Source organism: Streptomyces sp. NPDC030893 (genome assembly GCF_055571535.1).
The window spans coordinates 943,863-956,250 of the sequence record NZ_JBVIFC010000001.1; the positions used below are offsets into that span (position 1 = coordinate 943,863).

At 72.6% G+C, this 12,388-nt stretch carries 9 protein-coding genes; 5 read left to right on the forward strand and 4 right to left on the reverse strand.

All coding sequences use genetic code 11. The features are described from left to right. The first annotated feature begins 92 nt into the window (after positions 1-92). The 3 genes from ACZ434_RS04220 to ACZ434_RS04230 all read left to right on the forward strand — a co-directional run bounded on the left by ACZ434_RS04220 (position 93) and on the right by ACZ434_RS04230 (position 5,351). Positions 93-1,343, forward strand: coding sequence for a sensor histidine kinase (locus ACZ434_RS04220; protein ID WP_468451565.1), 1,251 nt, complete (start codon positions 93-95; stop codon positions 1,341-1,343). 35 nt (positions 1,344-1,378) lie between these two features. Next, the gene (locus tag ACZ434_RS04225) at positions 1,379-2,062 is read left to right on the forward strand and encodes a response regulator (RefSeq protein WP_468451566.1); all 684 of its coding nucleotides are present in this window, start codon (positions 1,379-1,381) and stop codon (positions 2,060-2,062) included. A gap of 163 nt (positions 2,063-2,225) precedes the next feature. Further along, positions 2,226-5,351: an efflux RND transporter permease subunit gene (locus tag ACZ434_RS04230; RefSeq protein WP_468451568.1), complete on the forward strand. Its 3,126-nt coding sequence runs from the start codon at positions 2,226-2,228 to the stop codon at positions 5,349-5,351. 81 nt (positions 5,352-5,432) lie between these two features. Here ACZ434_RS04230 and nadA read toward each other — a convergent pair whose 3' ends face one another. After that, positions 5,433-6,617: a quinolinate synthase NadA gene (gene nadA, locus ACZ434_RS04235; RefSeq protein ID WP_468451570.1), complete on the reverse strand. Its 1,185-nt coding sequence runs from the start codon at positions 6,615-6,617 to the stop codon at positions 5,433-5,435. Positions 6,618-6,902: 285 nt separating this feature from the next. Between nadA and ACZ434_RS04240 the strand changes: the two genes are divergently transcribed. Then, positions 6,903-7,259, forward strand: coding sequence for a HesB/IscA family protein (locus ACZ434_RS04240; RefSeq protein ID WP_189555442.1), 357 nt, complete (start codon positions 6,903-6,905; stop codon positions 7,257-7,259). An 84-nt stretch (positions 7,260-7,343) separates the two neighbouring features. On the opposite strand, the gene ACZ434_RS04245 is transcribed toward ACZ434_RS04240, so the two are convergent. Together ACZ434_RS04245 and ACZ434_RS04250 are read right to left on the reverse strand one after the other, a co-directional pair. Beyond that, positions 7,344-9,416, reverse strand: coding sequence for a hypothetical protein (locus ACZ434_RS04245; protein ID WP_468451573.1), 2,073 nt, complete (start codon positions 9,414-9,416; stop codon positions 7,344-7,346). 142 nt (positions 9,417-9,558) lie between these two features. Beyond that, positions 9,559-9,768 (reverse strand): hypothetical protein, encoded by a 210-nt coding sequence (locus tag ACZ434_RS04250; protein WP_468451574.1) that lies wholly within the window; start codon positions 9,766-9,768, stop codon positions 9,559-9,561. A gap of 130 nt (positions 9,769-9,898) precedes the next feature. Between ACZ434_RS04250 and ACZ434_RS04255 the strand changes: the two genes are divergently transcribed. Then, positions 9,899-10,873, forward strand: coding sequence for a carbohydrate kinase family protein (locus ACZ434_RS04255; protein WP_468451576.1), 975 nt, complete (start codon positions 9,899-9,901; stop codon positions 10,871-10,873). Between the two features lie 88 nt (positions 10,874-10,961). Here ACZ434_RS04255 and ACZ434_RS04260 read toward each other — a convergent pair whose 3' ends face one another. Continuing rightward, entirely contained in the window at positions 10,962-12,350 is a 1,389-nt protein-coding gene (locus ACZ434_RS04260) for an aminotransferase class V-fold PLP-dependent enzyme (RefSeq protein WP_468451578.1), read from the reverse strand. Positions 12,351-12,388: the final 38 nt, after the last annotated feature.

Sequence of the window (12,388 nt, forward strand, 5' to 3'; positions counted from 1 at the left end):
CCCGGTGCCGCAAGGGCCCGGGAGGCACCCCGCGAACGCCGGGCCGCGCAACCCCACCCGGCCGGACCGACCCCCGGCTACCGTGAACAGCCGTGAGCACCCTGCAACGCGCCCGGCGCCGCATCACGGCGCACCCGTTCGCACTGGACGCCGCCATCGCCGCCGGCGTCCTCCTGTGCATGGTCGCCGGCTCCTTCGTCGACCCGCACGGCCCCGAGGGCGTCAGCTGGGAACTCCGCACCCCCGACCCCCTCAGCCTCCTCCTCATCACCCTCGGCGCCGCCGCGCTCGTCTTCCGCCGCCGCGCCCCCCGCACGGTGCTCGCGCTCGCCGGCGGCGTCTCCGTCGCCGAGTCCGTCACCGGCGACCCCCGCGCCCCCGTCGTCATGTGCGCCGTCGTCGCCCTCTACACCGTCGCCTCCACCACCGACCGCCCCACCACCTGGCGGATCGGTCTGCTCACCATGACCGTGCTCACCGGCACCGCGATGGCGGTCGGACCCCTGCCCTGGTACGCCCAGGAGAACCTGGCGATCTTCGCCTGGACCGGCATCGGCGCCACCGCCGGGGACGCCGTCCGCAGCCGCCGCGCCTTCGTCCAGGCCATCCGGGAGCGCGCCGAACGCGCCGAGCGCACCCGCGAGGAGGAGGCCCGCCGCCGGGTCGCCGAGGAGCGCCTGCGCATCGCCCGCGATCTGCACGACGTGGTCGCCCACCACATCGCCCTGGTCAACGTCCAGGCCGGGGTCGCCGCCCACGTCATGGACAAGCGCCCCGACCAGGCCAAGGAGGCCCTCGCCCACGTCCGCGAGGCCAGCCGTTCCGCGCTGGGCGAGCTGCGCGCCACCGTCGGTCTGCTGCGCCAGTCCGGCGACCCCGAGGCGCCCACCGAGCCCGCACCCGGCCTGGACCGCCTCGACGAACTCGCCGGCACGTTCCGCAGCGCCGGACTGCGGGTCGAGGTCGCCCGCGCCGACCAGGGCACCGAACTCCCCGCCGCCGTCGACCTGGCCGCCTACCGGATCGTCCAGGAGGCCCTGACCAACGTGCAGAAACACGCCGGCACCGAGGCGCGGGCCGAGGTCAGCGTCGTACGGGTGGGACCCCACATCGAGATCACCGTCCTCGACGACGGCAGCGCCGAGGACCACGACCAGACGCCCGGCGGCGGGCACGGACTGCTCGGCATGCGCGAGCGGGTCACCGCCCTGCGCGGCACCCTCACCACCGGTCCACGTTACGGCGGCGGCTTCCGCGTCCATGCGATCCTTCCCGTCAAGACCCGCAACGCCGCGGCCGGGGGCGGCCGTTCCCGCCCGTCCCCGCCGCCGCCCGTGACGTGACCACCGCACGTGACCACCGCGCCGCTGGAGCCCGTATGACGATCCGCGTCCTGCTCGCCGACGACCAGACACTGCTGCGCAGCGCCTTCCGCGTACTCGTCGACTCCGAGCCGGACATGGAGGTGGTGGGGGAGGCGTCCGACGGCGCGGAGGCGGTCCGGCTGGCCCGGGAGCGGCGCGCCGACGTCGTCCTCATGGACATCCGGATGCCCGGCACCGACGGGCTCGCCGCCACTCGTATGATCAGCGCGGATCCGGCGCTCGCCGGGGTGCGGGTGGTGATACTGACGACCTTCGAGGTCGACGACTACGTGGTGCAGTCGCTGCGGGCCGGCGCCTCCGGCTTCCTCGGCAAGGGCTCCGAGCCGGAGGAGATGCTGAACGCCATCCGGATCGCCGCCGGGGGAGAGGCGCTGCTGTCCCCGGTGGCCACCAAGGGGCTGATCGCCCGTTTCCTCGCCCAGGAGGGCCCGGCCGACCCCGACGGGGACTCCGCCCGCGCCGAGAGACTCCGGTCGCTCACCGTGCGCGAGCGCGAGGTGCTCGTCCAGGTCGCCGGCGGTCACTCCAACGACGAGATCGCCGAGCGCCTCGAGGTCAGTCCGCTGACCGTGAAGACGCACGTCAACCGGGCCATGGCCAAGCTGGGCGCCCGCGACCGGGCCCAGCTGGTGGTCACCGCCTACGAGTCGGGCCTGGTCCGTCCAAGGATGGAGTGAGCCGCACGGGGCGTACTGCGCACGGAGTAGGCGCCGCATAAGGATTTGGAACCTCGGGTCTAGGGATGGGCCCCCGTCGATGGCCCAGGGTGTAGAGCGGGCGCCGACTCGCGCGCGCCTGCTTTCCGGACTTCTGCCGCTCCACGGAAAAGAGACCCTGCCCATGTCCTGGCTGTCCAGATTCAGCCTCGCGCAACGGGCGCTGATCGGACTGATGTCGATCATCGCGCTCGTCTTCGGGGCGATCGCGATACCCCAGCTCAAGCAGCAGCTGCTGCCCACCATCGAACTGCCCATGGTGTCCGTGATCGCCCCGTACCCGGGCGCGTCCCCGGACGTGGTCGAGAAGCAGGTCGTCGAACCCATCGAGGACAGCCTGGAGGCCGTCGACGCCATCTCCGGTGTCACCTCGACGGCGAGCGAGGGCAACGCCGTGATCATGGCGTCCTTCGACTTCGGCAACGACACCCAGCAGCTCGTCGCCGACGTCCAGCAGGCCGTCAACCGGGCCGGCGCGTTCCTCCCGGACGATGTCGACCCGCAGGTCGTCGCCGGTTCCACGGACGACATCCCGACCGTGGTGCTCGCCGTCACCTCCGACAAGGACCAGCAGGCGCTCGCCGACGAGCTGGAACGTACCGTGGTGCCCACGCTGGAGGGCGTCGACGGCGTCGGCCAGGTCATGGTGGACGGCGTGCGCGACCTCCAGGTCACCGTCGCCCCGGACACCGCGAAGCTGACGAAGGCCGGCCTGACCGCGCAGTCGCTTCAGGCGGCCCTCCAGGCGGGCGGCGCGACCGTACCGGCCGGTTCCTTCGACGAGGACGGCGCCAACCGCACCGTCCAGGTCGGTGGGGGCTTCACCTCGCTGGCGCAGATCGAGGACCTGATGGTCACCGGTGAGCCCGGCGCGGGCAAGCCGGTCCGCCTCGGTGACGTCGCCACGGTGACGCAGGAGGAGGCCAAGGCCGACTCCCTCACCCGCACCAACGGCAAGCCCAGCCTCGCCGTGATGGCCACCATGGACCACGACGGCAGCGCGGTCGCCATCTCCGAGGCCGTCCAGGACAAGCTCCCCGAGATGCGCGCGGACCTCGGGGACGGCGCCACCCTCACCGTGGTCAGCGACCAGGGCCCGGCGGTGTCCAAGGCCATCGACGGCCTGACCACCGAGGGCGCGCTCGGTCTGCTCTTCGCCGTCCTGGTGATCCTGGTCTTCCTGGCGTCGGTCCGTTCGACCCTCGTCACGGCGGTGTCCATCCCGCTGTCCGTGGTCCTCGCCCTGATCGTGCTGTGGACGCGCGACCTGTCGCTGAACATGCTGACGCTGGGCGCCCTGACCATCGCCATCGGCCGGGTCGTGGACGACTCCATCGTCGTCCTGGAGAACATCAAGCGGCACCTCGGCTACGGCGAGGAACGCCACGAGGCCATCATGAAGGCGGTGCGCGAGGTGGCCGGCGCGGTGACGTCCGCGACCCTCACCACCGTCGCCGTCTTCCTGCCGATCGGCCTGGTCGGCGGCATGGTGGGCGAGCTGTTCGGCTCCTTCAGCCTCACCGTCACCGCCGCGCTGCTGGCCTCCCTGCTGGTGTCGCTGACGGTCGTCCCGGTGCTGTCGTACTGGTTCCTGCGTCCCCCGAAGGGCACGCCCGAGGACGCCGCGGAGGCGCGCCGGATCGCGGAGGAGAAGGAGGCCAGGAGCCGCCTTCAGCGCATGTACCTGTCCGTCCTGGGCTTCGCCACCCGGCGCAGGATGGCGAGCCTCGCCATCGCGGTCGTGGTGCTGATCGGCACCTTCGCCATGGCGCCGCTGCTGAAGACCAACTTCTTCGACGCGGGCGAGCAGCAGGTCCTCACCGTCCGGCAGGAGCTGAAGCCCGGCACCAGCCTGGCCGCGACCGACGTTCAGGCGAAGAAGGTCGAGAAGCTGATCGGCGACACCGAGGGCGTCAAGGACCACCAGGTGACGGTCGGCTCGTCCGGCTTCATGGCGGCCTTCGGCGGCGGTACGGACACCAACCAGGCCTCCTACCAGGTGATGCTGGAGGACGACGCGTCGTCCGAGGACGTGACGGACAGCCTGGAGAAGGGCCTCGCGGAGCTCGACGGCATCGGCACCACCACCATCGCGGCCGGTGACGGCTTCGGCAGCCAGGACCTGAGCGTGGTCGTCAAGGCGGCCGACGCGCAGGTGCTGCGCAAGGCGGCGGACCAGGTGCAGGACGCGGTGGCCTCGCTGGACGGCGTCACGGACGTCACCAGCGACCTGGCGCAGAGCGTGCCGCGCATCTCGGTGAAGGCCAACGACAAGGCCGCCGCGGCCGGGCTGAACGACCAGGCCCTCGGTGCGGCCGTCGCCCAGGCGGTGCGCGGCATCCCGGCCGCCAAGGCGGTGCTCGACGACACCGAGCGCGATGTCGTCATCCGCGCGGCGCAGCCGGCCACCACCGTGGAGGAGCTGAAGAACCTGCGGCTGGGTCCGGTGAAGCTGAGCGACGTCGCCACCGTCGAGGTGGTGGACGGCCCGGTCTCCATGACCCGGATCGACGGCCAGCGCTCGGCCACCGTCACGGCCAGGCCGGTCGGCGACGACACGGGCGCGGTCGGCCTGGACCTCCAGACGAAGATCGACGCGCTGACGCTGCCCGAGGGCGCGACGGCCGAGATCGGCGGTGTCACCGAGGACCAGGACGAGGCGTTCGTCAACCTGGGCCTGGCGATGCTGGCCGCGATCGCGATCGTGTTCATGCTGCTGGTCGGCACCTTCCGGTCGCTCGCCCAGCCGCTGGTCCTGCTGGTGTCCATCCCGTTCGCGGCGACCGGCGCGCTCGGGCTGCTGCTGATCACCGGCACCCCGATGGGTGTCCCGGCGATGATCGGCATGCTGATGCTGATCGGCATCGTGGTCACCAACGCGATCGTGCTGATCGACCTGATCAACCAGTACCGGGCGCAGGGGTACGGCGTCGTGGAAGCCGTGCTGGAGGGTGGCCGCCACCGTCTGCGGCCGATCCTGATGACGGCCCTGGCGACCGTCTTCGCGCTGCTGCCGATGGCGCTGGGCGTCACCGGCGAGGGCGGCTTCATCGCCCAGCCGCTGGCCGTGGTGGTGATCGGCGGTCTGATCACGTCGACGCTGCTGACCCTGCTCCTCGTCCCGACGCTCTACGTGATGCTGGAGCTCCGCAAGGAGCGGCGCGCGGCGAAGCGGGCGGCGAAGAAGGGCACGGTCCCCGCCCAGGCGGACGCCTCCGGCGAAGCGGAGACGGAGACCGCGAAGGTCTGAGAACCCGAAAAGGCTCCGGCCCCGCCCGACACCGAAGGTGATCGGGCGGGGCCGGAGCCTTTTCGGGTCCCGTGGGGGCGGCTACGGCAGCGCCAGCATCCGCTCCAGCGCCAGCTTCGCGAACGCCTCGGTCTCCTTGTCCACCTCGATGCGGTTGACCAGGTTGCCCTCGGCGAGGGATTCGAGCGCCCACACCAGGTGGGGGAGGTCGATGCGGTTCATGGTCGAGCAGAAGCAGACCGTCTTGTCGAGGAAGACGATCTCCTTGCCCTCCGGCGCGAACCGGTTCGCCAGGCGCCGTACGAGGTTGAGCTCGGTGCCGATGGCCCACTTGGAGCCGGCCGGGGCCGCCTCCAGCGTCCTGATGATGTACTCGGTCGAGCCGACGTAGTCCGCGGCGGCCACGACCTCGTGCTTGCACTCGGGGTGCACCAGCACGTTCACGCCGGGTATGCGCTCGCGCACGTCGTTGACCGAGTCCAGGCTGAACCGGCCGTGCACCGAGCAGTGGCCGCGCCACAGGATCATCTTCGCGCCGCGCAGCTCGTCCGCCGTCAGCCCGCCGTTCGGCCGGTGCGGGTTGTAGACGACACAGTCCTCCAGGGACATGCCCATGTCCCGCACCGCGGTGTTGCGGCCCAGGTGCTGGTCCGGGAGGAAGAGGACCTTCTCGCCCTGCTCGAAGGCCCAGTCGAGGGCCCGCTTGGCGTTGGAGGAGGTGCAGATGGTGCCGCCGTGCTTGCCCGTGAAGGCCTTGATGTCGGCGGAGGAGTTCATGTACGAGACGGGGACGACCTGCTCGGCTATCCCCGCCTCGGTCAGCACGTCCCAGCACTCGGCGACCTGCTCGGCGGTGGCCATGTCGGCCATGGAGCAGCCGGCCGCGAGGTCGGGCAGGACCACCTTCTGGTCGTCACCGGTGAGGATGTCCGCCGACTCGGCCATGAAGTGCACACCGCAGAAGACGATGTACTCGGCCTCCGGGCGCGCGGCGGCGTCCCGGGCCAGCTTGAAGGAGTCGCCCGTGACGTCGGCGAACTGGATGACCTCGTCGCGCTGGTAGTGGTGGCCGAGGACGAAGACCTTGTCCCCGAGCTTCTCCTTGGCGGCGCGGGCGCGCTCCACCAGGTCCGGGTCGGACGGCGAGGGGAGGTCGCCGGGACACTCCACACCGCGCTCGCTCTTCGGGTCGGCCTCACGGCCGAGGAGCAGCAGGGCGAGGGGCGTCGGCTGTACGTCGAGCTCCCGGGACTGGGCGGTGGTCACGACACGCACCCTTTCTGTTCTGGCGACTTCTCGTCGAAATGACGCTATCTATCATATCCGGTTCACGTCACTTTGACGACGGCCATAGCGTCCATGTGACGTGAATCCCGGCGGGCGCCGGTCCCTTCCCGGCAGCGCCCCACAGGAGCCGGTTTCCGCTCCGCACCGCGTGTGCGAGCATGAGGAGGGAGGCGAGGAAACACGCGCCAGGCGCGGAATGAATCCGCGGCCCGGCCGGTTGCAACCGTCGGCAAGCAGTCTCCGTACAACCCGGGAGAGATGTAGATGTCCGTATCGGACGAGACCACCACCGTCACCGACGGCATCGTTCTGACCGACGCCGCCGCGTCCAAGGTCAAGGCCCTGCTCGACCAGGAAGGCCGAGACGACCTCGCCCTGCGCGTCGCCGTCCAGCCCGGTGGCTGCTCCGGCCTGCGCTACCAGCTCTTCTTCGACGAGCGCTCGCTCGACGGCGACGTGCTGAAGGACTTCGGCGGTGTGAAGGTCGTCACCGACCGCATGAGCGCCCCGTACCTGGGCGGCGCCACCATCGACTTCGTCGACACCATCGAGAAGCAGGGCTTCACGATCGACAACCCGAACGCCACGGGCTCCTGCGCCTGCGGCGACTCCTTCAGCTGAGCCGGGTTCTCACCCAGGCGGCACGGGACGAAGGCGGCGGCCCCTCCGACAGGGCCGCCGCCTTCGTCCTTCTCCGCCCCGGCGCTACCGGGTGGGCGGCGCCGGCAGCCGGGCACCGTCCTTGTACAGCGGCACCGGCTCCCCGGAGGTGTCCACCACCTCGCGGTCACCGAGCGGCGCGTCCAGCGAGACCGTCTTCTCGAACCGCTTGGCGATCATGATGCACACCTTGTCCGGCCAGGGCGTCTCGGTCACCCGCACCGTCACCTCGTCGCCGTCCTCGCTCGCCGTCACCTCGTAGTCGGCGCACACCCCGCCGGTGAAGACCACGGTCAGCTCCCTGCCCTCGGCCGTGTAGCCCTCGACGGCGGCCTCCCCGGCCGGCGGTGCCCCGTCACCGGGCGGCGTCGGCGTCGTCCCACCGGCCTCCCCGGACCGCGGGGCCAGGAACTCCGGGTCGACCGCCGGGTACGTCACCGTGAACGCCTGCGCGCCCTGCGGCCGCACCTCGAACAGCCACGACGGTACGAGGGCGGGCCGCCCGTCCACGGAGTGCGCGGCCAGCCCGAACACCGCGTCGTGGACCGTGACGCTCTCCCCGGCCGGCTTCGTCTCCGGACTGCACTGCTCCTGCTGCCCGTCCCCGTCCCCGTCCAGCGGTACGGAGGTGGCGCAGCCGCCGATGCCGGCACCCGGGGCGCCGGCCGGCGCCGCGTTCATCAGGTCCAGCGCCTTCCGGGCGCTCACCGTGGGGTAGGTGTCCCCCTTCACCGGCTCCGCGAGCCGCCCGTTGCCGCCGACCACCTCGCCCCGGGCGCCGACGACCACACCGGTCGTCCAGCCGTACGTCGGCAGCCCGCCCACCACGGGGTCGGCGTTCACCACACGCCTGCCGCCCATGATCTGGCTCGCGTCGAGCTTCGCGTCGTCCTGCCCCACGGCCTTCAGCACGGGCGCGGCGGCCTTCTCGGCGGCGGCCTCGCTCACCACGGGAGTGTCACCCGCGGAGGGGGCCTTGCAGGTGGCGCCCTTGCAGTTGTCGGTGCCCGGGGTGTTCGCGCTGAACGTCCACGAACCGGGGGCCTCCCGGTCCACCCGCAGGGTCGGCCCGGAGCCGTCCTGGCCGCCGATCCGCCAGGCACCGCCCTCCGCGACCGGCTTCCCGTCGAGCCCCAGCGCCTTCGCCAGCGTGACCACCCGCTCCTCGGTGACCTCCCCCCCGACCCGGTACACCGGCGCGGAGCCGGGACCCCCGGGGAGCGTGCCGTCGGCGCGGTAGGTGGTGCCGTAGGGGTTGGGCTCGCCGGGTGCGATGCCGTTCGCGGCGCTCTCGGAGTGGCCGTCCAGGGCGAGCGGCGGGGGAGTGGGGTCGCCGTTCGCCCCCGGGGCCGTACCGGCCCCGGATTCCCCCGGCCCGCCGGTGGCACCGGTGGCCAGATAGGCCCCGCCGCCCCCGACCAGCAGCACGGCGGCGGCGACGGAGGCGACCAGCACGGGCGAACGCCGCCGCGCCGCGCCCTCGTCCCCGGGACCGTCCCCGGCACCCCGGCCGACGGTCCCGCCGGGGGTGGGGCCCGGGGCGTCCGCCCTCGCCGCGCGGGATGCGTCCGGAGCCGGACCGGGGCCGCCCTCGGGGGCTTCGGTCTTCGCGGTGGGGGGTTTGTCCGGAGCCGGACCGGGGCCGCCCTCCGGGGTTTCGGTCTTTGCCGTGGGGGCTTCGTCCGGAGTGGAGGCCGGGTCGTTGTCCGGGGCTTCGGTCTTCGCCGTCGGGGGTTCGTCCGCAGCCGGGCCGGGCTCGCCCTCCGGGGCTTCGGTCTTCGCCGTCGGGGGTTCGTCCGCAGCCGGGCCGGGCTCGCCCTCCGGGGCTTCGGTCTTCGCCGTCGGGGCTTCGTCCCGAGTGGAGGCCGGGTCGTTGTCCGGGGCGTCCGTCTTCGCCCCGAGGGGCTCGTCCGGAGCCGGGTCCGGGTCGCCCCCCGATGCCTCGGCGCGCGCGGCGTGGGGCGTGTCCGGGGTGGGACCCGGAGCGTCCTTCGCCGCTCCCGTCCCCCCGGCAAGGGGCTCCGCCCCGTCGCTGCCCGAAGCGCCCCCGGTGCCGCCCGTGCTGCCGGCGGCGGTGCGCGCCTCGGCGTCGTCGTTGTCGGGTCGCTCGGTGTTCACCGCATCGCTCCTTCGCCTGCACAACTGTCCCAGTGGACCCTGCCCGGTCGGACCGGGACTGCTGAGGGGTCGTATCCCGTATCCCCTTTACGGGGGACAGCGATGGGACGCAGCGGGGGAGCGCGCGGTTCCCCGCGTCCGCTCAGTCGCCGTACTCGGACATCGCGTCCAGCAGGCGGGCGGACGCGGGCGGCACGCTCACCCCGTGGATCAGGGACGGGGACACCGGCCGCGCGACGGCCCGGTCCGGCACCGACCAGTGGGGAACCATCCGGGCGCAGTCGCCGCGCAGCGACGCCAGATCGCCCTCGAGGTCGACCGGGGCGGACGCGTGGAACTTGATGTTCGTCATGTCCGCACCGTATGCACGACGAAGGTCACGAAGAAAGACCTACTATCGGGTAGTTTCGGCTGCTTCTACGGGCCGCTCCCACCCGGTAGCGTGAGGTGTCAACCCGCCTCCCCCCAGGAGAATCGACGCCGTGCGCATCGCAGTCACCGGCTCCATCGCCACCGACCACCTCATGACCTTCCCCGGCCGCTTCGCCGACCAGTTCGTCGCGGACCAGCTGCACACGGTCTCGCTGTCCTTCCTGGTCGACAACCTCGACGTACGCCGGGGCGGTGTGGGTGCGAACATCGCCTTCGGAATGGGCCAGCTCGGCACCCGCCCGATCCTCGTCGGAGCGGCCGGCTTCGACTTCGACGAGTACCGGGCCTGGCTGGACCGGCACGGCGTCGACACGGACTCCGTCCGTATCTCCGACACCCTGCACACCGCCCGCTTCGTGTGCACCACGGACGCCGACCACAACCAGATCGGCTCCTTCTACACGGGCGCGATGAGCGAGGCCCGTCTGATCGAGCTGAAGACCGTCGCCGACCGGGTGGGCGGCCTCGACCTGGTCTCCATCGGCGCCGACGACCCGGAGGGCATGCTCCGGCACACCGAGGAGTGCCGCTCGCGGGGCATCCCGTTCGCCGCCGACTTCTCCCAGCAGATCGCCCGGATGAACGGCGAGGAGATCCGGATACTGCTGGAGGGGGCGACCTACCTCTTCTCCAACGAGTACGAGAAGGGGCTCATCGAGACCAAGACCGGCTGGAGCGACGCGGAGATCCTCGACCGGGTCGGCCACCGGGTCACCACCCTCGGCGCGCGCGGTGTCCGCATCGAGCGGGCCGGCGAGGAGACGATCGAGGTCGGGTGCCCGGAGGAGGAGCGCAAGGCCGACCCGACGGGCGTCGGCGACGCGTTCCGGGCGGGGTTCCTGTCGGGGCTCGCGTGGGGTGTCCCGCTGGAGCGGGCGGCGCAGGTCGGCTGCATGCTCGCCACGCTGGTCATCGAGACGGTGGGTACGCAGGAGTACCAGCTGCGGCGGGGGCACTTCATGGAGCGGTTCATGAAGGCGTACGGGGACGAGGCGGCGGAGGAAGTCCGGGTCCACCTCAACTGAGCCGCCTGCGCGGGCGGGGCGCGGAAGCGGGTGCGTGGGGGCTGGTCGCGCAGTCCCCCGCGCCCCTGAAAGGCCGCGCCCCCGGAGGTCAGGTGCGGCGGCGGATCAGGTAGGCGGTTCCCCCGGGGGCCGGTTCCTCGCCCAGGTACTCCTGGTCCCGCATGTCGCACCAGGCCGGGATGTCCAGGCGGGCGGCCTCGTCGTCGGCCAGGACGCGGACCGTGCCGCCGAGCGGGACGTCACCGATCACCTTGGCCAGCTCGATCACCGGGACCGGGCAGCGGCGGCCCAGCGCGTCCACGACCACGGTGTCCTCGCTCCGCCGCGTCACGCCCTCCCCGGCGGACACCGGCGCGCCCAGCCTCTCCCGCACCCCCGCCACCACCCCCGGCAGCACCGCCAGGAAGCGCTCGACGTCCTCCTCCGGCGTCCCCATGGGCAGCGAGACGCGGACGTTGCCCTCGCTGAGCACGCCCATCGCCCGCAGAACATGACTGGGCGTCAGCGTGCTGCTCGTGCAGGACGACCCGGAGGACACCGAGAACCCCTCGCGGTCCAGCTCGTGCAGCAGTGTCTCCCCGTCGACATAGAGACAGGAGAAGGTGACGATCCCCGGCAGCCGCCGCTCCGGATCGCCGACCACCTCCACGTCCGGCACCAGCCCCGGCACCCGCGCCCGGATCCGCTCCGTCAGCTCCCGCAGCCGTACCGCCTCCTCGGCCGCCTCCGCCCGCACCGCCCGCAGGGACGCCGCCGCGGCCACGATCGCCGGCAGGTTCTCGAACCCGGCCGCCCGCCCCGACTCCCGTTCGTCCCGCGGCCCCTGGGGCGCGAACCGCACACCCTTGCGTACGACGAGCAGCCCCACCCCCGACGGACCGCCCCACTTGTGCGCGCTCGCCGCGAGCAGCGACCAGCCGCCCTCCACCGGCCCCCAGCCCAGCGACTGGGCCGCGTCCACCAGCAGCGGCACCCCCGCCTCCCGGCACACCGCGGCCACCTCGGCCACCGGCTGCGCGGTCCCCACCTCGTGGTTGGCGGACTGCAGACACGCCAGGGCGGTGTCCGGCCGCAGCGCCTCGGCGTACCCGGACGCAGCGACCGCTCCGGCGCGGTCCACCGCGACCTCGGTGACCGACCCCCCGGCCGCCTGGTGAACCTCCGCCGCATGGAGCACAGAAGAGTGTTCGACCGCGGACACGATCAGGTGATGTCCGGCGCGCCGCCGTCCTGCCAGCGCCCCCGCGATCCCGGAGTGCACCGCCCGCGTGCCGGACGACGTGAACACCAGCTCGTCCGGCCGGCACCCCACCGCCTCCGCGGCCGCCTCCCGCGCCGCGTCCAGCAGCATCCGCGCCCGCCGCCCCTCCCTGTAGAGCCGCGCGGGGTCCGCCCACCCCTCGTCCAGAGAGGCCGTCAACGCCTGACGGGCGACGCGATGAAGGGGAGCACCGGAAGCAGCATCGAAGTAGGACACACGGCAACGCTAAACCCCGGCCAGGGCGGCACCCTCAG

What these genes read in the sequence shown, in the direction of transcription:
- ACZ434_RS04250 (WP_468451574.1), bottom strand. Translation starts at nt 9,768, where the DNA reads ATGACGAACATCAAGTTCCACGCGTCCGCCCCGGTCGACCTCGAGGGC.
- ACZ434_RS04230 (WP_468451568.1), top strand. Translation starts at nt 2,226, where the DNA reads ATGTCCTGGCTGTCCAGATTCAGCCTCGCGCAACGGGCGCTGATCGGA.
- ACZ434_RS04225 (WP_468451566.1), top strand. Translation starts at nt 1,379, where the DNA reads ATGACGATCCGCGTCCTGCTCGCCGACGACCAGACACTGCTGCGCAGC.
- ACZ434_RS04240 (WP_189555442.1), top strand. Translation starts at nt 6,903, where the DNA reads ATGTCCGTATCGGACGAGACCACCACCGTCACCGACGGCATCGTTCTG.